Raw genomic sequence first — 21,875 nt, forward strand, 5'->3', positions numbered from 1 at the left:
GTTACACATCCAACTCTCTTTACTAACGCCAGCCCATCCGCAGACGGTAATTTCGTCCACTCTGATCATCGGGCGGTCGCACACGAATGTAGTATTTCCCAGGAGAAAGCGCTGGCTTTAACTTCTCTCTTTTTTCCCCTTTCCATTTCCACTGCATGACTGTATCCAAACGTTGATCATATATGATGACGGATAAGGGGGCCTTCTCTCCATCCGTTTTAAAATAGATCGTACTCAGTTCTTGCCTGTCCGAAACCTCAAACTCGTACCAGTCAACATCAAAGGGGTAATCAACTGCACCCACTACTTCTTCATTAGCTTTAAGTGGTGCTGCTTGCTTTGAATGATTATTAGGTTCATACTCATCCTCTAATATAGGTTCATACTCAAGAAGAAGCTGGTATGTACCTGCTACTTGGTTTGCACCATAATCACTAATACGTAGATGTAGTGTTCCATCGACCTCTTTAAACTGATAAGTTTCATCCCTACCATAGGAGGCCTCATCCACCTTGATCCCTTTCGCTCCTCCTTCGCGCTGGACATAGAGCACTGGATCTGCACGTGGTGTAAATACATTGGCATGTATGGTGAGCTTTCCCGTCCGAGGGATTTCCACTTGGTACCAATCAACATCTTGGTTTTTATGGAAAGATCCTTTGATCACAGTATATGCGTCCACTACTTCTACCTGATACGCATTCCATTGATAATCGTTATTTTCATACTGGTCGGGCATCGGTTGAAAGCTATTGCTAAAAGTATAGGGTGTTTGACGATCTCCCTTTTCCAACGAAGAAATCTTCACCTGCACCGAACCTCTAGGAACCGTCACGTAGATCGTCCGCTTTGATTCGACACGATACGATTTCTCCTCACTGTCACCTATTTTAACGGTGACGCGGGAAAGTGCTGGACTAATATGGTCCATTGACAGTTTCAACGTACCTTCATTAGGCACATCGATACGGAAGCCATCCACATCTTCTTCCCCCGCTAAAACAGCTGTTACTTGCTGATCCAGCGATAATGGCATTACCGTATCTTCCGTATTATTAGGTTCAAAAATATCTTCTACTAATGTTTTGGTCAATGCATCACGAATATTGAAAATTCCAAATCCATCCGCCTCGTTCCAACGTTCTTCCATCGGAGTGGCTGTTTGCCGAATTAAGTTTCTAACCTGCTCCGGGGACCAATCAGGGTACATTTTCAAAATGAGTGCAGCACCTGCCGCTACTTGAGGGGCAGCAAATGAGGTTCCTGAATCGTAGACATAGCCGCCCTCCAATTTGGTAGAACGAATGGATTCTCCTGGTGCTACAACATCAATACCAGGACCATAGTTGGATGTGATTTCATGCTTTCCTTGTTCATTAACTGATCCCACACCTAGTACGGTTGGAAGGGCAGCCGGATAGTAAAGAGGATAGCTATATAAAATATTGCCCTCTTCATCATGCATTGCATTCCCTGCTGCTCCTACTACGACCACACCTGCCTTTTCAGCAGCCTGACACGCATCTGCAATCGTATCAGAATATGTCCAACTCCCCTGTGACAACACAATCACATCTGCTCGTCTCTCTATCGCCTTCCGTATTCCTTCAGCTGTATGAAATACATCTCCATCTTTTCCATCGTCCATCACCTTGATCGGCATAATATGAAACGTGTCCTTATACGGATCCTGCTTGGCGGTCCCGCGCCAAACAGAGGCAAGGACACCCGCTACTTGTGTCCCGTGCCCCATTCGATCCTGAGTTGATTCCCCGGTAGACTTAATATTGACTCCCGGAACGAGATACGGCTTTAAAAACGAATGACTTAAATCAACCCCCGTATCAACCACCGCCACTGTAATCTCTTGTTTATAACGAGCATCGTGCGGAAGATACTCGAATGCATGTTCAGCACCGATCCGTGGGAGAAAATTGGTCTTCGAGCGTGGATCAGGAACTCGTTGCCCACGCTCCTCTACCTTATATTTGTGATTGGGCTCGAGAAAGAGTACATTGCGGTGAGCAGACCACCGCTTCACCCAACCCTCTTCCTCTACCTTATTATCTAGCCGCACCAATAAAGTTTGGGTACTCCCATCTGCGGGTTGTTGATTCATTACCTCTACCGTTTCCAAAAATTCAGGATCCACCCTCCCTTTCCATTTAATCACCCACTGCTTTTCTTCATACGATTTTAACGGGACTGATGGATTATAATCTTGATCTGTCTTTCCTTCCGGCGAGACAATCATCCCCAAGACAGCCATAAATGAAATCAGAAAAAAGGCCAACCAACGATTATTTAATAGCTTCATACCACAATTATACCCACGCATTATACTGAATACAACGACCTTGTACAAGCTGTCAGAAAATGATACTATGGTGAAAGGGAAATTCGTCGAAATTGATTGTCGAAAAATAGGATCGAGTTAGGGGATTCATCTATGGATAAAATCGATCAATCTCGTATTGATAGAGTAAAAAAGAAAAAACGAAAAAAAAGAATTATACGTATCGTTGCTGTTATTTCCTTGGTGCTCATCATAGGTGCTACCTATTATGGCATCACCTTAGCCAATGCGGTAAACAAGAGCTTTGTGCCGCTTGAGCGCGATACGTCCGATCATAAAGAAGAAGCAAAAGAAATGAAAGAACCCTTTAGCATCTTGCTTATCGGTGCCGATGTAAAAAGCATGGAGAAGAGTTGGCGCCCTGACGTCCTCATGCTGATCACCGTTAATCCGGAAAAGAAAACAATGAAAACACTTAGTATCCCACGCGATACACTGGTGGATATCGCCAATACCAATGGCAAAGATAAAATTAATCACGCTGCCGTATATGGCACGCAAAATAATGTAGATCCGATTCAAAACACCATTGAAACCGTAGAAAATTACTTTAACGTACCTATCTATTACTACTCCTTTATCAACTTCCAGGGATTTGTCGATGTTGTTGATAAGCTTGGAGGGGTCGAAGTTAACCCATCATTCTCCTTCAGTATTAAGCAGTTCGGTAAATATCACACCTATACTGAGGGTGTTCCTACACAACTAAATGGGGAAGAAGCCCTTGCCTATGTACGTATGCGCAAACAAGACCCTGATGGAGATGCGGGAAGAAACAGACGACAACAAGAAGTCTTAGACCAACTAGTAGACAAACTAACCTCGTTTGAAAGTGTTACTAAAGCTGATGATATCATAAGTTCTATAGGGAATAATTTCCAAAGAGATATCGCAATAAAAGATATCCCTAAACTAAAGGAGATATATAGCTCAATTCCCGACACTCAGAAAGAAACCTTAGAATTAAAAGGGAAAAATCAAAAACTAAACCTATATGGACAGTACATTTACTACTACATCGTATCAGAGGAAGAGCGACAGCGCGTCAGCGATAACTTCCGAGATCATCTCAACGAAGAACCGCAAACCGTAGATGGACAACCGAAACCAGAAGAAACAGAACCTGAAATGAACGACCCCAGCGGGAGCAGTGGTACCAACACCCCCGGCGATACCAACGGAGCCAATACGACATCACCTTAAGGGAAGGTTAACGTTAGCACCCCTCGCAAGCTAAAAACGTAAACAAACCAACCAGGTCGACTACACCAGTCGACCTCTTTTACATGAAGGAGAGAACCACACATGAAATCAGCCCAGTCATACTGGACCGTCAGTGGCTATGCGGAAACAGAACTCATCATTCAAAAATCTCGTTTTATTGGGTATGCCACTCGAGTGGAAACAGAAGGAGAAGCGCAACTGTTTATTGAAAAGATCAGAAAGAACCATTGGAGTGCTTCCCATAATTGCTTCGCCTACTACCTAACGAAAGAGGGCGGCGGACCTGAAGCGCAAAAAGCTTCTGACGATGGTGAGCCAGCAGGAACAGCAGGAAAACCTATCTTAGAAACCATCCATGCCCATCACCTCTGGGATACCGTCATTGTCGTCACGCGCTACTTCGGAGGCGTCAAGTTGGGCTCTGGTGGATTGGTACGAGCATACGGTCAAACCGCATCAGCAGTAATACAGACAGCTGGTATTAGCCACTTCACACTTCAGCAATGTCTTACTATTACTGTTTCCTACGAACAGATGGGAAAAATAGAATATGACTTACACCGATCCCCTTTTGAAGTTTCTGCTCCTGCCTTTGCGGCAGCGGTTACATGGAATGTCTGGATTCCCTGTGGGAAGGAAAGACCGTTACTTGACCAACTCTCACAACATACCAACGGACAGGCTCACATTACCTGGGGTGAAATTAAATATCGTCCATCTCACTCCCCATCTACTGACTAATCCTCTCTTCTAGGATTCTATCGAGATAAAAAAGGGTATAATTCATCATATCCCATTTATTCGCCAACCATTGTTAGAGGAGGGATCTAAATGCCGGACTCAAGGGATCACAGCCGTGGAAATCGTATAAAAAAAGAGAAGCGTAAGCGAATAATCCTCCTCGCTTCTTCTCTTTTTCTGCTAGCAGTCATTGCGTTTGCTCTCTACTCCCTCTATGTATTATTTGATGCTGTAAATGAAGCCCATGAACCTTTATGGGAAAAGTCAGATCTCCGAGAAGAGAAAGCAACATTAGATGAGCCCTTCACCGTTTTACTCCTTGGTAAAGATGCAGAAGCAGGACTGGCTGATGTGATCCTCGTCGCCTCGATCGACCCACAGGGGCAAAGTATGAAAATGTTAAGCATTCCTCGCGATACGGTCGTCGATATCGCAAATACAGATGGCCATCGCGACAAAATCAATTCCTCTGTCACGTATGGCGTTGAGGATCTCTCCGACGACAATGCCCGCACCAAGAATGCAGTTGAAACCGTACAACAATACCTGAATATCCCTATTGATTACTATGCCACTGTTAATTTCCAGGGTTTTGTCGACACCATTGATGCTATTGATGGTATTGAAGTAAACCCATTACTTAGTTTCAGCATTACTCAATTTGGAAAAACCCACACTTTTACTGCTGGACAACCTGTTCATCTCAACGGAGAAGAAGCACTCGCCTATGTGCGTATGCGCAAAGAGGACCCAGACCAAGATGCTGGTCGTAACAAACGTCAGCAACAAGTGATTGATGTCATGGTGAGCAAGATGTCACAGTTTAATCAACTATCAAAAATAGATAATATGTTGAGTGCAGTGGGTGACAATGTACGGATGCAGTTTTCTGCAAGTGAACTCCTTGAAATCCAAGGAGTCTATCAAGATATTCCCGATAACAAAAAGGAGACTTTGCAATTGCAAGGGAGTAATCAGACCCTTCAGCTTCCAGGCAAAGCACGTCCTTATGATTACTTTGTCGTGGCCTTAGAAGAGCGTCAACGTGTAAGCAACCTCCTCCGTTCCCATCTCCAGCTCCCTGCCCAATCTGTCGAGGGAACAGCGACCGGAGAAGTTGAAAGGGAGGAAGTTGCTGTTGACGATTAATCTTTTAGCACATCTAGTTTCACTTGATCCCGTGGAACTTCACATTGAAAGAGGAGCTTCTTCCTTGGGCTCTTCTTTTTTCGTACATCTTCCACTCCATATGCGGACCACGTTGCCTTCCGATGGCTCAGCTCCAAGATGGCATATCCATGTGTCGTACTATCAAACCATTTGATCCATGGATTAGCTGCATATATTGCTCCTGCCAATATTCTTTTGACGATAAAACGAATAATTTTCTCTAAAAACTCCTCTCCAAAAATTTGTTCCCGCCCTTCTTTCATCGCTCGTTTGCGTTGATCTTCAATCTCATCTTCAATCTCTTTTCTCATCTCCGGTTGTACTAAAATCTCTTCAACCACTGTCAGAGGAAGAGGACTAGAGGCTGGTGAATACTTCTTACTCCCCTTCTTTCCTCTTAGTAATTCAAAGAGCCTCTTCCAATTGGGAAGAATCAACGTCACGATATCCGCTAAATGATAGGAGGTGATAGAGCCTACCATAAACTCAACCCCGACGGCATCTCGATCGTGATCATGCTTATAATCTTCCTTGATCAATCCCGCTTCATAAGTATGCAGATCTCCCGTGATCGTAATCCAGTTTTTCACACCCGCTCGCTTGATCTCAGAAGTGATATACTCTCGTTCACTACTATAACCATCCCAAGCATCCAGATTGAGATAGCGTCCTAACAGCTTAAGTGGAGTAAACTGAACTTCGTTCGCCCATACCTTCCACACCCTCTTTGAAGTTATCATCTGTTGTAAAAACCAATCTCGCTGTCCACTGTGAGGATGCCCTAACATACTTTGATCCTCTGCAAAAATTTGTTCACATCCACGTGTAAAGTGGATATCTAACACATCATTCCCACAAGGTAGAGCACTGCGAAAGAGACGCTGATCCGTTAAGATCAACTCAAGAAGATCCCCTACTTTAAATGAACGATAGATACGAAAATCCGAAAAGTTACGCTCCATCTCAAAAGTAACACGAGCAGGCATATATTCAAACCAAGCCTGGTTTGCACAACGGCGCCGCGTTGGATTTGAAGAAGACTCATCATCAGGGGCAACTGCTGGAAAATAAGAGTTATTAGCAAACTCATGATCATCCCAGATTGCTATCATCGCATGTTGCTCATGCAAACGCTGGAGATCATTATCTGCACGCATTGTGCGATAAACTGTACGATAGTCCTCCAAGGAGTAGGCTTTTACCTCTCCACTAGGCAACTGGATTTGTCGATCTGGAAGTGGGTTTTGATATGACGGATCACTTACTGATTCATAAATATAATCACCTAGATGCACGACAAAATCCAATTCTTCCTCCGCTAGCATTCGATATGGGTAATAATACCCACTGGTATAATCCTGACAACTCACATACGCAAATTTAGTGGAAGAAAGTGAAGCACCCTCTGGCGGTAGTGTTTTAAAACGTCCAGTCTGACTTACATGACCAGACTTTGTGATAAACCGATAATAATACGTTTGGTTGGGATCGAGGTGACCATCCACATCTACTTTCACCACTTGGTCAAAATCGCCCCAAATGGGAGTAAAGCACTGAAACTCCACCTGTGAAAACGATGGTTGTGTCGATACTTCAAGTTGCACGAACTGCCCATCCATAATCGCATTTCTGATTGTCTCCGTCGGTGGAGAAGATGAATGATCTAACCACTGTACCCACTGCGCATCGTACGATCGCTCCCTCACTCCACCAGCGATAGCAGGATCTACTCTCGTCCACAGTACGGCACCGCTCGATGTAGGATCACCTGATGCAACCGATTGTTCAAACCCTACGCCTTCAATAAAACGTGCTTGAAACTGCGGAAGATCATACCTTTTTACTCCCCCTTGACCCGTCTGAGCAAATACTTGTGTCAACAGCCCGCCACCCATACTTTGTGCCACAACAATTGCCGAGCCGGTTAATAAAGATTTAAGAAAGACTCTCCTACCACGGTTAACACTCTCTTGACGATTCATCTAATCCCCCCTTAAGTTACTAGCATAGATTAGCAGAATAGTGTAAATTCTAATGCGTATATACGCAAATTTTTTATAAGCTCTCCTTAAAGGTACGAGAAACTTCTCCCCATTTCCTCTCCGTTCCTCATATTTAAAAGTGAATTTTTTATAAAATTAGAAAACATATTTGTCTCTTTGCAAAAAAAAAGACCCCGCGGAGGGGTCCTTTACTTGTTCATCAATCTTTTAGCACATGTATTTCCGCTTGGTCACGCGGTACTTCACACTGGAATAATAACTTTTTCTCATTGCCACTGCGCTTGCGAATATTTTTCACATGGTAGGCAGACCAAATCGTTTTGTTTTTGCTTACTTCCATAATACAATAACCGTGCGTTGTGCTATCGAAAAACTTGAGCCATGGATTCTCATCATAAATTTTGTCAGAGATCACTTCTCTCATCAGCCATTCCGTGGTAAGGAAATCTGTCCCAAAAATCTTTTGCGGACCTTGCTTCTCTCTTTTTGCTTTTTCGATTTCAACCTTCCGCTTCACTTCTGGATCCGCTAAGATTTTATCCATAATCTCTTTCGGGATGGGACTGGAGACAGGCTCTTTCATTTCCTTCCTGTTCCTACCTTCTTTAGATGAAACACCAAAAAATGTACCCGCTAAATTATTATCAATCGTGTCTTGAATCGTTGCAGAAGAGATGGAACCTACCATAAACTCCACTCCTACCGCTTCTTTATCCTTGTCCTTCTTATAATTCTCTTTAATTAAACCAACTTCGTACGTATGCAAATCACCTGTAATGGTGAGCCAGTTCTTAACCCCCGCGCGCTTAATTTCACTTGTAATATACTCTCGTTCTGCATTAAACCCATCCCAGGCATCCAAATTCAATTCCTTGCCCAAAATTTTAAGTGGAGTAAATTGCACAGCATTGGCCCATATTTTCCAAGTATTATTTGATGATGTCATTTTGTCGATAAACCAATCGCGTTGGCTCCCATCACCCTTACCGAGCATCGTACGATTTTCTTTATCTTTCTCTTTACAATTACCCAAAAAACGCTCTAAGTAGCTATCTCCACACGGTGGAGCACTACGGAACAGGCGCTGATCTGTTACTACAATATCTGCCAGATTACCTACACTGAGCGAACGATATATTTTAAAGGACGAATAGTCTTGATCCGCTTGAAAAGTTACACGAGCAGGCATATACTCAAACCACACCTGGTTAGCAATTATTCGCCTTTTCGCATTAGGTTTTCCACTCTCATCAGGAGCGATATCACCGTAACCATTATTAGAAAACTCATGATCATCCCATGTAGCGATCATTGCGTGATTTTCATGAAGGAGCTGTAAGTCGGCATCCGCTTTCACCGTGCGGTACAATGTACGATAATCTTCAATAGTAATGGCGGCTTTCCCTCCGCTCGGTAACTTGATGCGACGATCATCCATCGGATTATTATCTTGATACCCTACGTTCTCATAAATATAATCACCTAAATGAATAACAAAATCCAACTCTTCACTCGCTACATGTTGCATTGCATGGTAATATCCGTTAGTGTAGTCCTGACAACTCACATACGCAAATTTTAAAGAGGAAACCTCCGCTCCCTGCGTGGGTAAGGTTTTAAATTTACCCGTTTTACTTACATAACCGTTATGAGTTATAAAACGGTAAAAATATGTTTTGTTTGCGTCCAGGTGACCGTCTACGTCCACCTTAGCAATATTATCAAACATACTCCACAATGGGGTAAAGCAGCGCATTGTATTAGCTGTAAAATCATTTCCTTCTGAAATTTCCACCATAAGGAACTTTCCTGCTTCAATTGCTTGACGCACTTGCGCATTAGGTTTGGTTGAACCCTGATCTAACCATTGTACGAGCTTAGAATCAAAATGCTCCTCTTCAATCCCAGTTGCAATACTGGGATCGACACGTGCCCACAGGACAGCTCCTGACGGTGTCGGATCTCCCGCAGCAATCGATTGCGGAAATCCGATCCCCACCTCTTCTTTCGCCTCAAAAAGAGGCAAACCGTATGTTTTTACCCCTTTTTCGCTTTGCGCCAACACTTTCGAAAAAAATCCACCACTTAATGTTTCTGCCATCACGAGGGCAGAACCTGTAATCAACGATTTAACAAAAATCCTTCTTCCTTTATCCATCCCATCCATACTAATCTATAACACTCCCCTTTTTCTTCTTTTACACTACATTCATCACTTTTTCTTTATATAGCGATTAAAACGGCATCACCTCCCTAAAACAGCGAATATTAATACCCTTCATTTTTCTTATATCCCTCGATGAATGGCGAAATCCACATGTGAACCTAGAAAAAGCAAAAGGAGCCTATACCTTCCTACCAGGCTCCTTTAATCAGATTAGATGTACCTGAACAGGGACACGTTGACGAACGTTACTCCTACATTACATTTCGTTTACATTTGGCGTTTTGCGCACAATTTACTGAGCGATTGGCGTATAATAAGTATCATCAAGGAAGTACATGGAGGTGCCCGATATGCAAACCCTTTTGGTTGGAAAAGCGTTTTGGTTTGGCATCATGAATGCAGCGTTGATGAGCATCCCATTCTGGGTTCTCTTTTACTGGTCCCTCCGTTGGGCTTTTTAATCTCTGTGTGCTTCGCCCGTACGGATCAAGCTCAAAACCAACCATATGTGGTCATAGCAAAATAGGTTGCCGGGGCAACCTATTGTTTGTCTGTTCTTATCGTGCACCAGTTCCCGACAAAACCACCCAGACAGTACGATATAAAATCACTATATCTAGACCGATCGATCGACGCTGGACATAATACATGTCTAACTCAAACTTTTCTTTCGGCGTAATATCATATCCACCATTTACTTGTGCCCACCCGGTCAATCCTGGCTTAACTAACAAGCGTTTACGAAAATCAGGAATTTCTTCCGAAAATCGTTCAATAAAGACATCCCGCTCTGGACGTGGTCCGATCAAGCTCATCTCTCCACGCAAAATGTTGAGTAGCTGCGGAACTTCATCGATACGAGTCTTACGTATAAAACGACCTATACGTGTAACTCGAGGATCATTTTTAGCTGCCCATTGTGGTCCGTTTTTCTCCGCATCTGTACGCATCGACCGAAACTTCACAATCGAGAATGGCTTTCCGTCTAAACCTACTCGTTCTTGTTTATATAATACCGGGCCTCTTGATTCCAACTTAATCAAAAGCGCCGTGATAAGCAAAACAGGAAGTGTGAGAATAAGGAAGGAAATAGAAAAGACTAGTTCCAAACTCCGTTTCCACACATCATATACCCACTGTTGCCACAGGTATGTCTCTTGTTTTAATACCTTGGAACGCATCAATTCAACCCACCCCTACCAATTCACTCCGTACGTTTTTTCGCTAACCAACTTCTAACTAGTATACTGTACTCACATCTATTTGACAACCACTTATCCTTGATATTCCTGTTGTTTCTGGCGATAATAAGCAAACGCTCGTTCCAATCCTTGGCGTAAATTAATGTTGGCAGACCAGTTTAATACCTGCTCTGCACGATCGACCGCAAAATAACTATGACGAATATCACCTACACGTGCAGATACGTGTTTAATCTCCATCTCCATCGCTGTTACTTCACTTATTTCCTTCACTAATTGATTAAGTGAAGTTTGAACTCCAGTCCCAATGTTTAAGATATGTTGATCGCCATATTCTAATGCAAGTATATTGGCTGCTGCAACATCTTCCACATATATATAATCTCTGGTCTGTTCACCATCCCCTTCAATCCGCAGTGTTTCGCCATGCAACAATTTATCCATAAAAATAGGGATCACCGCTCCCTCACCTTTCAGATCTTGACGCGCTCCAAACACGTTGGCATACCGCAATGAAGTCCAAGCTAACCCATACAGTTCTCCAAACACCTGCAAATAATCTTCGGCTGTTCGTTTAGAAATGCCATAGGGAGAAAGTGGGGAAACCGGATGATCCTCATCAATAGGGAGATATGCTGGGTTGCCGTATAGAGCAGCCGAAGAAGCATATACTATCTTCCTTACATCTGCCTGCCGGCAAGCCTCTAACAAATGTATCGTCCCCATAATATTTACCTTGGCATCATAAGAAGTATCTGCTATAGAATCGGGAACATTATTTTGTGCCGCCTGATGGATAACAGCATCTACTTTTTCTCTATTTAACACGTCCACCAAGCGCGGATCGCCAATATCCATATTATAAAAAGCACTCTCTGCTCGCACACGTCGCTCATCACCGGTAATCAGGTTATCAATTACGACTACCTGATCACCCCGGGTCAATAATTGATCTACAATATGAGAACCGATAAATCCAGCCCCACCTGTAACCAAAACCTTCATTCTCCTTCTCCTCTCCTCCTGTACGCTCTAAACCTTAATTAAGTTGTACACCTACTACCTATTTTTTTCAATTAACGCGACATCATCCGTAATGGTTTCATTATGATCTTCTTCCTACAGTTGCTTCAAGGCATACTTTACCATACATTTGTGATTAAAGTCATACTTAATTACAGGAAAGATGCTCCCCTTACAAGGAACCACTCATCTAGCTACTTCCTCTTGTTCGAGCGTATAACAAGACGCTTTAAATCTAGTAACAAACGCTCAGCTAACTTACGACGATCGCCCTGGTTATTAATATAGGCTTTCCCATTCTCTTTCATCTGTTGTAACCGTGCAGGTGAGTATTTCTTAACCTGCTGTATCGTTTCTGCTAACGCTTCTGCATCTTCTGCACCCGCAAATACACCAAGATCGTAAGTGCGTAAGATGCTCTCCACTTCTCCTCCGACGGTCGTAACAATAGGATGACCTACATATATATAGTCAAACAACTTATTGGGACGTGCACCCCGAAACGTCTCATTATTAGCTAAGGAGATTATTCCACAGTCGGCTGCGTATAAATAACGGTACACCTCTTTTTTGGGAACCGGATCGAGAAACAATACGTTTTTTAATCCTTTCTCCTCCTTTAATTGTTGCAATTGTTTTTTTTCGGAACCATCTCCGATGAGAACAATTTTAAACCCTTCTGGAATATATGCACCCGCTTTCACTACATGGTGTAATGCATTGGCAGGTCCATGAGCTCCGGCATAAATAGCGATAAACTCTGCCTCTTCTGCACCCATACGCTTGCGATATGACTCTCTATGCATCTGCACCGAGTGCAGATCCCCCTGAACAATCCCGTTGGGAATTAAGACGATTTGATCGATACACACACCTTTATGCGCAATGTATTGGCGTTGGTGCTCCGTCAATACCACGATCTGGTCAGCTTGAAAGTATAGGAAGTGCTCTATTCTCTCCAAAAGATGGACAAGCAGGGTTTTACGCTTTAAACCCCTCATCTTAATAAGTGAATCTGGCCACAAATCCCGCACCTCTAATACAAAGGGACAATTTTTTAAACGTGCCAACGCCCAACCTGTAAGCGCCGTAAATAGATGAGGAGAAGAAGCAAGTATTACATCGGGACGCCGTTGCCACATTCCTACTAATCCAAACAGAAGGGCAAAACTAAGCATATTTAACATACGAAAAAGATTATTTCCCCGATAGGGCAAGCTCCATAACCAACGCATATGCAGGCGAGGAAGATTCTCTGTTTGCGCTTGTTGTGCTGGCGTTACATACTGATGGCTACTATGTAGAAATTGCGAGAGCCACAGCGTTACCTCCACCTCATCGTCTTGTTCCACCCATGCTTGTGCCAACTCATAATGCCTTGTAATTCCTCCGATGTGTGGTGGTACCGCATAATGGTTCGCAACCCAAATGCGCATCTAATTCACGTCCCTTTTTGAAATAAGTGAGGAATATAGGGTGATCAACTTATTTGCTTCCTGCTTCCAATTAAACTCTCTTTGATACGCTCTCTTTCCATTTTCACCCATGCGATTGCGCAAGCCTTTATCCTGCAGCAATTTTAGTACTTCTTCTGCCATCTCCTCTGGATTAAGGGGATCAACGACTACTCCACATTGATTTCCCACTACGATGTCACGCCACAGCGGAAAATCAGTTGCCACCACAGGGATGCCAGCTGCCATATATTCAAATAGTTTAATGGGTAATGATTCACGGTAATTTTCAAGCGGATGCAGACAAACCATTCCTACTGCCCCTGATGCAAGCCAATTCTGTACTTCATCAAAGGGAATGCGTCCATGTAGGTAAATCCCCTGTTGCCGTAACTTCTCTATTTCCTCCACACTCACCTCAATATGCTGTAAAGGGCCAATCAGGTGTAAGGTAGGTGCTAGGTCGGCCGGCAGTCGTTCCATCATGGCGATCATTTCCCTATACCCACGCAGATAGGAGATTCCACCCACATAGAGAAGGGCGTTCTCTCCACTCATCTCCAACATCGGTTTCCCTTTAAATGGTAGTGGATAGTTTTTGATTACTGTCACTTGGGAGACACCTTCCATCTGAAAAGATGCTGCGATCGAGTTAGTAGCAGTAACAACGGCCGACATGTGACGCGCTAATCGTTTCTCCACTCTTTTTACCCATGTAGAAACCCATGGACGAAGCCATAAAGGAATCCAAGGTTTGGTATGTATTTGCTTAGGCAAATCTTCATGAGCGTCATATATTACAGGCCTGCCGCTCTTTTGCCCCAATTTCCATCCCCAATAAAGTAATTCTGGATCATGAAAGTGAAATAAGTCTGCCTTACTAGATAAACCCCTTCGATACAATTGCCATCCCTGCCATAACCGATGACAGCGGTTACGAGCTGGCTTCATTCCTTTGACATATACACCTTGAATAAACTGTTCGTCAAAATCTGCCGGTGCGTGTATTTCCACACAATATCCAGCCTGAACTAATGAGAGCGCTTGTTTATGAAAGATACGCACATCGTCATATCGATGTACAGAGCTAAAGATAAATACTTTTCCCTTATCTCTCACTTAGATTTCCCCCCTTCCTCACTCTGATCCAACTATGACATCTTTATCACCCCGTCGGTACAGCAGCAACATTGCCAACCCCAGCCCAATTACAGTCCACATAGGAGTAAAGTGAATCACTGTGCTGGGAGCCATTCCCCCAAGGAGAAATCCAGTTAACGAGAGCGCCGATGAGAGCAGACCCCAGCGTAACCACGATGAAGTTTGTGCACGCTTGCCCGCTCTTCGATAAAGAGAGAGGAGAAAGTGAAAATAAAATAGCAAATAGAGCAGAAAAATAAAAACACCAAAGTTTACGAGGATCTCCATCCACCAATTGTGCATGTTAGACTTCTCGTTAACATTGTTCATCTTGCTCATATATGGTTCTACATTACCTGCCCCGACCCCAACACCTGCGCTTTCTTTTAAGAAGAAGACTCCGTTGAGAATCAACATTTTCCTCGTTTCAACACTGCGATCGCCACCACCAGCAATCATCTCTTCTGCCTGTGCGGGCATCTCCCACGCTTGCGGTTTTAGATCCTCATATAAGCCAAATGTTGTTCCGATCTTGGTTTTAACAAAGTCGGGCAATAACAAATGACATGACAAACCCGTCACGATCAGCACTGAAGCTGCTATTACTCCCGCATTTCGCCACATTTTCCAATCACCCAACACACTCTTTTTTACTGTAAAGGGTAAGCTTATCAGCCATACTGCTACCACCAATGGAAAGACGATCAAATTGTTGATACGAGATCCCGTCCCGATCAAACAGTACAGGCTGAGCACAAGTAATAGATATGCCCACGCTTTCCCACGCCAACCTAAGGGAAGCAGATAAAAACTGGTTAAGATAAAAGGGATCAAAAGAGTAATAAACGTTGCTAGATCGTTCTGATTGGTGAATACAGAAGTGATAAAAGGAATGCCCTCTATCTTCCAGTAACGCGAAGTAGGAAGGTGAAAATAAGTAATCGATTCAATAAATGCGAAGCTTAAAATGACCGTAACCGTCATCGCTATCACCCGGACCATTGCTCGCACACTCTTCTCAGAGCGTAACAACAAGGGAAACAACCATGCGTACCCCATCATCATGCTTAAATACAGCACGTAACGCACTCCTGCAACGATATCTCTACTCCATAACAATGAAAGAACTGCATACCCAAGCCACACAAGAAAAATGAATCCGTAAGAGGAAAGAAGAGACAAGTTGGAATTTATATTCCTCTGCCACCCTTCCCATACCAAGAGCAGGATCAAACCGAATAGGGAGAGACGAAACAAGGTGATCACCATCGTTTGTTCACCTGATAGCGGAATCTCAATCCCGATAACTGGCCCCAATAATGCCGCTATCACCACACATATAAACAAATACTCCCCATAGGGATTTCGCAGGCCTGTTCCCAATCGTGTCTTCATCTTTGCTATCCCCCTTTATCTCATCCACGTCTGCACTACTTTACGCATCTGAGCGAGGGAATGGAGGCGAAAAAGCCTTGTCACAAATATCGAACTGATATAAAGGAGTACCACAAAACCATAGTAAAGCCACGCATCACGCCACCCTTCAACCTGAATCCACGTTACAAAAGAGAGTAATCCAACATATATCATTAAAAAGGAAAGCATCGACGCTATCCGGAAATCTATCGGATATATCTTTTGCGCACGGGCATACACCCATACCATGATGAGAAAATAAGTGACAACCGTCATCACACCTACCGCCCAAAATCCCCAGAAAGGTATGAGAAACAAGTTCCCTCCCAGGTATAATAATGATGCACACAAAAATATCGGTGTGAGCACTCGTGTTCTCTTCCGGATAAAGAGTCCGATTCCAATAATAGCGTGAAACGTATTTAAGACGGTTCCTAATGAGAGCATCCAGACGATCGGATACCCTTCGACAAAAGCAGGGTCTCCTGTAAGTGCCTGCATTATAGGCCGAATCACGAAAGAGAGGAATAAGATTCCACAGGTAGTGATCAGCAAATATAGACGTGCCACTGAACTGTACAGACGAGGAGCATGTTCCTCATCTTTAAGCGACATAGAAAAGGGTCGCCACGCCAGTTGAAACGCACCCGTCACCAAAGCGACCACGCTAGCAAAACGAACCGCCGTTCCTAATATACCCGCCTCACCTACCGTCCCCATCACTGTAAGAAGCGGCCGTGAAAGAGAGTTGAGGACCCAGAAAGACATGAGGGTAGGCAACAATGGCAGGCCATAGAACAAAAGGTCTTTACAATATCTCCATTGTAATCGCCAGGTAAGTTCACTGCGAAATAGAATGAGCAGTACGACAACAATCACTAGTTGCCACAACCATTGTCCTAAAAAAATTCCTTCCACTCCGCGCTTGTCCACAACCAGAAAATAAATACTAGCAAGTGAAGATCCGATCACATACATCATGGTCATGCTATTAAATACCCATACACGGCGGCTATAACGAGCATAGGCGAGCAGATGTTGAATAACGACCGTAGTCAAATTTACGCCCATCGCATACAGGAGAATTTGAGGATAGGTAGCTTGCCCCTCGTACAAAAAGGAAAGCCACCATCTCCCTCCGATGCCCACGATCAAGAAGTAACATATAGAGAGGACGATACCGAGCACAATCGCTGTCGACAAGTATCGTCGCCGCTCATTTAACGTTGCCGCATCATGATAGTAAAAGGCCATTGCCACATCCGTACCCATCATACTTAGATAGGTAACAATAAGTAACACTGAAGTGGTGATATCCCAGTATCCGTACTGTTGTACAGAAAGATAGGTTGTATACACCGGGACTAGTAAAAACGCCACCAACTTATTTCCCATCAATGCCAGTGAAAATGCAGCTGAATCAGAGAATAGCTGTTTAAGGTTAGTTTTCATTCCATAACACCTATACAAACCTTTCCTTCATGTTTCCATCATCTCATTTGCCAAGCGCCCTACTAGTACTCTCACTTTGAATCTTTTCTGCAGCTGGAACTGCCCGTACGGGTTTAGCTGGAACCCCCATATACACCATTCCAGACTCCGTATCGCGAGTGACAACTGCTCCTGCGGCAATAAAGCTCTCCTCAGCCACAGTTACTCCTGGTAACAGTGTCACCCCTCCTCCCACCCGTGCTCCTCTTTTGATATGTGGCCCTTTCACAAATTGAAAGCGTTCCTCTGTTCTACCCATATAATCATCATTGGTTGTAATCACACAGGGAGCGATAAACACATAATCTTCTACACTTGTGTACGCTGTAATATATGCATTGCTCTGGATTTTACTATGTGCTCCGATCGATACGTCATTCTCCAATGTCACGCCTCTTCCCACCGTTACCCGCTCTCCTACCTCACACCGCTCACGAATCGTAGCTAAATCCCCCACCATTACATCTTGTGCCAACAAGCTGCCACGGTACAGAACTGAACCACTTCCGATGATTACTCCATTTCCAATCTTCAACGTAGGTAGATCTGCATCCTGACGAGCTGTACTCGTCTTACTCGGTCTAGGATAACGACCAAGCACAGTATGATCAGCGATCGTTACCCCTTCTCCTATCTTAGTACCGGCCAAAATGACTACATGATGACCAATCGAAGTGTGAGCACCAATCACCACCCCTTCTTCGATCACTACATGCTCTCCATATGAAACCTCTTCACCCATATGAACGGATGAGTGAATCATTTCCATTCTCCCCTTCCTCATCCCATTCTCCCCATTACAGCTTTTCATAATCGGCGTATATTGTCGGAACATCTTTTAACGCATTACGCGTATCAAAAATTACACGCGCATACGTAGCGATCGCTTCCTTATCGAATTGGGTATGATCGGTTGTGATAAGCACCAAGTCCGCTTTTTGGATCATCTCTTGGCTCCATGGTAGAGTGGCGTACTTCTTACCTTTATATGAAAAGGTATCAATATGAGGGTCGTGTATCTGTAGATCAGCTCCATATGATTCCAATTCATGTATAATCTCCAAAACGGGGGATTCTCGATAGTCGTCAATATCTTTCTTATATGCTACCCCTAAAATGCAAATACGGGCCTGATTAACTGCCTTGCCGTAGCGATTTAAGATTTTCATCAAGCGCTCTATCACAAACTGCGGCATATAGTGATTAATTTCACCTGCTAATTCAATCAGACGTGTATGATAGTTATACTCCCTCGCTTTCCAGGTCAGATAGAATGGATCAATGGGAATGCAATGCCCCCCTAGACCTGGACCAGGATAAAAAGCCATAAACCCATATGGTTTGGTTTTTGCTGCTTCAATCACTTCCCATACGTCAATCCCCATCTTATAACAGAGGATAGCCATTTCATTGGCTAACGCGATGTTAATATTACGAAACGTGTTTTCTAATATTTTTTCCATTTCGGCAACGGAAGGGGTGGAAACCTCAAACACCTCTCCATCTAATACATGACGATACATTTGTGCCGCAATCTTCGTACATTCTGGCGTTACTCCCCCTACTACCTTCGGAGTGTTTTTCGTCCTAAATACCTTATTACCCGGATCAACTCGCTCGGGAGAAAAAGCGAGAAAGACATCCTTGCCGATGATTAGCCCTGACTGTTCGATAATGGGACGCACTACTTCCTCCGTTGTGCCCGGATAGGTGGTGCTCTCCAAGACCACTAACATACCCGCATGCAGATATTTAGTAATCTCCGTAGTAGATGCCTCCACGTAGGAGGTATCCGGCTGTTGATAATTATCCAGAGGAGTGGGGACACAAATCATGACGGCATCCACTCTTGATATCTCGGCATAATCCACAGTCGCGCGAAAGCGGCCGCTTTCTACCATCGAGACTAGATCGTTATCCACGACATCACCGATATAATTGATGCCCTCATTTACCATATCAACGCGCCCGGGCTGAATATCGAACCCGATCACTTCATAACCAGCTTTTGCTTTTTCAACAGCGAGCGGCAAACCGACATAACCCAATCCAACCACACCGATAACCGCACAACGATCATTAATTTTTGCGAGTAGCTGTGAATCACTTGCAACCGATTCCATCATTTATCCACCCTTTACATGATGTCGTGTAGAGATTTCAATCGACGAAGCAGTGAAAAACAGCCTAATCTTAGCAGCAACCCGCTCTACTTCTTCGCTTTTCAGTTCTGGGTATAAGGGAAGAGCCAGTGTTTCCTCTGCCAGTCGTTCAGCCTGAGGAAAACTCCCCTCTGTATATTCCAATGAACGATAAACCTCTTGCAGATGAAGGGGAACGGGGTAGTAAATCCCTGTCGCAATTCCCTCTCGTTTAAGAAAATTCCGTAAAGAATCGCGTTGTTCACAAGCAATTACATAGAGATGATGAGCAGATATTCTCTCTGAAGCCACATGAGGTGTTTTAAGAGGCAAATCTGCCAGCAATGAGTTATACAACTGCACTCGTTCACGCCGTTGCTTATTCCAACGATCAAGGTGGGGCAATTTCACTCGTAACATAGCTGCCTGTATGGGATCTAGCCGACTGTTATGCCCGATAAGTTGATGATGGTATTTGTACTTACTCCCATGCGCACGCAGAAGACGAATCGTCTGCGCTAGCTCCTCATTATCGGTTACTACCATTCCTGCATCACCGTATCCGCCCAAATTTTTAGTCGGGAAAAAAGAGAAGCAGGCTACATCCCCTAATGATCCTACTTTTTGCCCTTGGTAATGAGCACCGATCGCTTGTGCCGCATCCTCTATCACATGCAGGTCATATTCTGTTGCCACCTGCCGTATCTGCTCCATCGCTGCTGGCTGTCCAAACAGATGGACAGCTAAGATCGCTTTCGTACGTGGCGTGATTTGCGCGCGTAGCTGTGTTACATCCATATTATAGGTTAGGGGCTCAATATCAACAAAGACAGGTGTCGCCCCCACCAGTGAAATCACTTCCGCGGTGGCAAAAAAGGTGAATGGCGTCGTAATAACTTCATCTCCAGCACCAATCCCAAGTGCCTCTAACGACAGCAACAGCGCATCTGTACCATTGGCAACTCCAATCCCATGCTCCACTCCTATATAGCTTGCCACCTCTTTTTCAAATTGCGTTACTTCTGGCCCCATAATATATTGTCCACTTTCCAACACACGTTCAATCGCTGCCTGAATATCTCCCTTCAATCCTTTGTACTGAGCATGCAAGTCCATTAATGGAATCTCATTCATAAGTGCACCTCTTTCCCTGGTTTAGAAAGACGTATCGTTTGTTTTTGTGCATGTGATTGGTAACATGCGACAATGAGCTGAAGCGCTTTACGACCTTCTTCCCCAGAAATCAGAGGTGAACGATGATCACGAATTGCGGCTGTCATGTCTTCAATGATATGCAAATGACCCGGTTTACCGTAAGGATCCACTTGGACCTGATCTAAAAGAGATTGTTGCTCAGACTCTGGAATATTACAAAACTGCCATGTGTGTAAGTAATGGGCTGTCGGTCCTCCTACTTGTGCTGTCCCATCTGAACCGAAAAGATGAATCGATTCTTCTAAATTGCGTGGATAAACAGTGACTGCTGCTTCAACAATTCCCAGTACCCCGTTTTGAAAACGTAAAATGGATACTGCTGTATCTTCCGCCTCTATATCACGCACTTGCGTGGCTTGAAACGAACTTACTTCTTCCACATCCCCCACCAACCATAAAAGCAAATCTATGTTATGAATAGCTTGATTCATCAACACTCCACCATCAAGCTCTTTTGTTCCTCGCCACTGCGCCTGGTCATAATAATCTTGATTCCGGTTCCAGCGTAAAGTGGCGTTCACATGACTGAGTGAACCAAATCCCCCTCGCTCTATCATCTGTTTGAGCACCACCATCGCAGGACGAAACCGATGGGGATGAACCACCGCCAGTTTCACTTCTTTTTGCTTGCATATGGAAATCATTCGATCTGCATCCGCCAATGTTAGTGCCATCGGCTTTTCCACAATCACATGCTTCCCTGCCTCTGCCGCTATAACCGTCTGCTCTGCGTGCAGACCACTGGGTGTACAGATATTGATTACATCAACCGGGGCTGTGCGCACCATCTCTTCAAAATCAGTGTAAAGGGCGACCCCCTCGTCTTTATACACTGCGAGTCTCTTTGGATCACGATCACAAAGAGCCGTTAAGACAGCTCCTTTCGCTTTAGTGATCGCCTGTATATGTGCGCTTGCAATATGACCACATCCCACAATGCCATATCGAATCATAACGTGTTCCCCCCAAGATTTAAGCTACGATGAGTTCGATCAAGTACCATCATCTTGCCACGATCAATATTGTGGTGCAATCGTTGTGGCAAAAAGAGAACAAGAAGATTACATGGTTTACAATAACCCCATCTATTCTTATTAAAATTAATAGTCTGATAATAATGAGCAGTGCTTAT

16 protein-coding genes are annotated in these 21,875 nt (G+C 44.0%); 3 read left to right on the forward strand and 13 right to left on the reverse strand.

All coding sequences use genetic code 11. The features are described from left to right. Positions 1-22: 22 nt before the first annotated feature. Positions 23-2,317 carry a S8 family peptidase gene (locus NXZ84_RS11875; RefSeq protein ID WP_258840543.1) on the reverse strand — a complete coding sequence of 765 codons (2,295 nt, stop codon included), beginning with the start codon at positions 2,315-2,317 and terminating at the stop codon, positions 23-25. Positions 2,318-2,449: 132 nt separating this feature from the next. Here NXZ84_RS11875 and NXZ84_RS11880 point away from each other — a divergent pair, with 132 nt between their 5' ends. The 3 genes from NXZ84_RS11880 to NXZ84_RS11890 all read left to right on the forward strand — a co-directional run bounded on the left by NXZ84_RS11880 (position 2,450) and on the right by NXZ84_RS11890 (position 5,470). Then, entirely contained in the window at positions 2,450-3,559 is a 1,110-nt protein-coding gene (locus tag NXZ84_RS11880) for an LCP family glycopolymer transferase (RefSeq protein ID WP_258840544.1), read from the forward strand. A gap of 102 nt (positions 3,560-3,661) precedes the next feature. Then, complete coding sequence (locus NXZ84_RS11885; protein ID WP_258840545.1) at positions 3,662-4,321, forward strand: YigZ family protein; 660 nt, start codon at positions 3,662-3,664, stop codon at positions 4,319-4,321. 90 nt (positions 4,322-4,411) lie between these two features. Beyond that, the gene (locus tag NXZ84_RS11890; protein WP_258840546.1) at positions 4,412-5,470 is read left to right on the forward strand and encodes an LCP family glycopolymer transferase; all 1,059 of its coding nucleotides are present in this window, start codon (positions 4,412-4,414) and stop codon (positions 5,468-5,470) included. Here NXZ84_RS11890 and NXZ84_RS11895 read toward each other — a convergent pair. From NXZ84_RS11895 to NXZ84_RS11950, 12 genes are all read right to left on the reverse strand, one after another. Further along, positions 5,467-7,473, reverse strand: coding sequence for an alkaline phosphatase D family protein (locus tag NXZ84_RS11895; RefSeq protein ID WP_258840547.1), 2,007 nt, complete (start codon positions 7,471-7,473; stop codon positions 5,467-5,469). The two genes, NXZ84_RS11890 and NXZ84_RS11895, sit on opposite strands and share 4 nt — an antisense overlap. A 220-nt stretch (positions 7,474-7,693) precedes the next feature. Then, positions 7,694-9,652, reverse strand: coding sequence for an alkaline phosphatase D family protein (locus NXZ84_RS11900; RefSeq protein ID WP_258840548.1), 1,959 nt, complete (start codon positions 9,650-9,652; stop codon positions 7,694-7,696). 566 nt (positions 9,653-10,218) lie between these two features. Beyond that, entirely contained in the window at positions 10,219-10,842 is a 624-nt protein-coding gene (locus NXZ84_RS11905) for a sugar transferase (protein WP_258840549.1), read from the reverse strand. Positions 10,843-10,935: 93 nt separating this feature from the next. Continuing rightward, positions 10,936-11,868, reverse strand: coding sequence for an NAD-dependent epimerase/dehydratase family protein (locus NXZ84_RS11910; RefSeq protein WP_258840550.1), 933 nt, complete (start codon positions 11,866-11,868; stop codon positions 10,936-10,938). A 212-nt stretch (positions 11,869-12,080) separates the two neighbouring features. Further along, the gene (locus NXZ84_RS11915) at positions 12,081-13,322 is read right to left on the reverse strand and encodes a glycosyltransferase family 4 protein (protein ID WP_258840551.1); all 1,242 of its coding nucleotides are present in this window, start codon (positions 13,320-13,322) and stop codon (positions 12,081-12,083) included. After that, positions 13,323-14,459 (reverse strand): glycosyltransferase family 4 protein, encoded by a 1,137-nt coding sequence (locus tag NXZ84_RS11920; RefSeq protein WP_258840552.1) that lies wholly within the window; start codon positions 14,457-14,459, stop codon positions 13,323-13,325. 18 nt (positions 14,460-14,477) lie between these two features. After that, on the reverse strand, positions 14,478-15,875 hold the full coding sequence (locus NXZ84_RS11925) for an O-antigen ligase family protein (protein WP_258840553.1): 1,398 nt from the start codon (positions 15,873-15,875) through the stop codon (positions 14,478-14,480). A gap of 15 nt (positions 15,876-15,890) precedes the next feature. Then, positions 15,891-17,348, reverse strand: a complete 1,458-nt coding sequence (locus NXZ84_RS11930) for a lipopolysaccharide biosynthesis protein (RefSeq protein WP_258840554.1) — start codon at positions 17,346-17,348, stop codon at positions 15,891-15,893. A gap of 43 nt (positions 17,349-17,391) precedes the next feature. Next, positions 17,392-18,156: an acyltransferase gene (locus NXZ84_RS11935; protein ID WP_258840555.1), complete on the reverse strand. Its 765-nt coding sequence runs from the start codon at positions 18,154-18,156 to the stop codon at positions 17,392-17,394. Positions 18,157-18,184: 28 nt separating this feature from the next. After that, positions 18,185-19,510: a nucleotide sugar dehydrogenase gene (locus NXZ84_RS11940; RefSeq protein WP_396654039.1), complete on the reverse strand. Its 1,326-nt coding sequence runs from the start codon at positions 19,508-19,510 to the stop codon at positions 18,185-18,187. Positions 19,511-19,513: 3 nt separating this feature from the next. Continuing rightward, positions 19,514-20,662 carry a DegT/DnrJ/EryC1/StrS family aminotransferase gene (locus NXZ84_RS11945; protein ID WP_258840557.1) on the reverse strand — a complete coding sequence of 383 codons (1,149 nt, stop codon included), beginning with the start codon at positions 20,660-20,662 and terminating at the stop codon, positions 19,514-19,516. After that, positions 20,659-21,696 carry a Gfo/Idh/MocA family protein gene (locus NXZ84_RS11950; protein ID WP_258840558.1) on the reverse strand — a complete coding sequence of 346 codons (1,038 nt, stop codon included), beginning with the start codon at positions 21,694-21,696 and terminating at the stop codon, positions 20,659-20,661. The genes NXZ84_RS11945 and NXZ84_RS11950 overlap by 4 nt, the downstream gene beginning before the upstream one ends. Positions 21,697-21,875 lie beyond the last annotated feature (179 nt).

Source organism: Mechercharimyces sp. CAU 1602, assembly GCF_024753565.1.
Classification (GTDB): Bacteria; Bacillota; Bacilli; order Thermoactinomycetales; family JANTPT01; genus Mechercharimyces.

Coding starts and splice junctions, on each gene's coding strand:
- NXZ84_RS11875 (WP_258840543.1), bottom strand. CDS start 2,317: ATGAAGCTATTAAATAATCGTTGGTTGGCCTTTTTTCTGATTTCATTT.
- NXZ84_RS11930 (WP_258840554.1), bottom strand. CDS start 17,348: ATGAAAACTAACCTTAAACAGCTATTCTCTGATTCAGCTGCATTTTCA.
- NXZ84_RS11890 (WP_258840546.1), top strand. CDS start 4,412: ATGCCGGACTCAAGGGATCACAGCCGTGGAAATCGTATAAAAAAAGAG.
- NXZ84_RS11940 (WP_396654039.1), bottom strand. CDS start 19,510: ATGGAATCGGTTGCAAGTGATTCACAGCTACTCGCAAAAATTAATGAT.
- NXZ84_RS11910 (WP_258840550.1), bottom strand. CDS start 11,868: ATGAAGGTTTTGGTTACAGGTGGGGCTGGATTTATCGGTTCTCATATT.
- NXZ84_RS11935 (WP_258840555.1), bottom strand. CDS start 18,156: ATGGAAATGATTCACTCATCCGTTCATATGGGTGAAGAGGTTTCATAT.
- NXZ84_RS11900 (WP_258840548.1), bottom strand. CDS start 9,652: ATGGATAAAGGAAGAAGGATTTTTGTTAAATCGTTGATTACAGGTTCT.
- NXZ84_RS11950 (WP_258840558.1), bottom strand. CDS start 21,696: ATGATTCGATATGGCATTGTGGGATGTGGTCATATTGCAAGCGCACAT.
- NXZ84_RS11895 (WP_258840547.1), bottom strand. CDS start 7,473: ATGAATCGTCAAGAGAGTGTTAACCGTGGTAGGAGAGTCTTTCTTAAA.
- NXZ84_RS11925 (WP_258840553.1), bottom strand. CDS start 15,875: ATGAAGACACGATTGGGAACAGGCCTGCGAAATCCCTATGGGGAGTAT.
- NXZ84_RS11945 (WP_258840557.1), bottom strand. CDS start 20,662: ATGAATGAGATTCCATTAATGGACTTGCATGCTCAGTACAAAGGATTG.
- NXZ84_RS11905 (WP_258840549.1), bottom strand. CDS start 10,842: ATGCGTTCCAAGGTATTAAAACAAGAGACATACCTGTGGCAACAGTGG.
- NXZ84_RS11915 (WP_258840551.1), bottom strand. CDS start 13,322: ATGCGCATTTGGGTTGCGAACCATTATGCGGTACCACCACACATCGGA.
- NXZ84_RS11880 (WP_258840544.1), top strand. CDS start 2,450: ATGGATAAAATCGATCAATCTCGTATTGATAGAGTAAAAAAGAAAAAA.
- NXZ84_RS11885 (WP_258840545.1), top strand. CDS start 3,662: ATGAAATCAGCCCAGTCATACTGGACCGTCAGTGGCTATGCGGAAACA.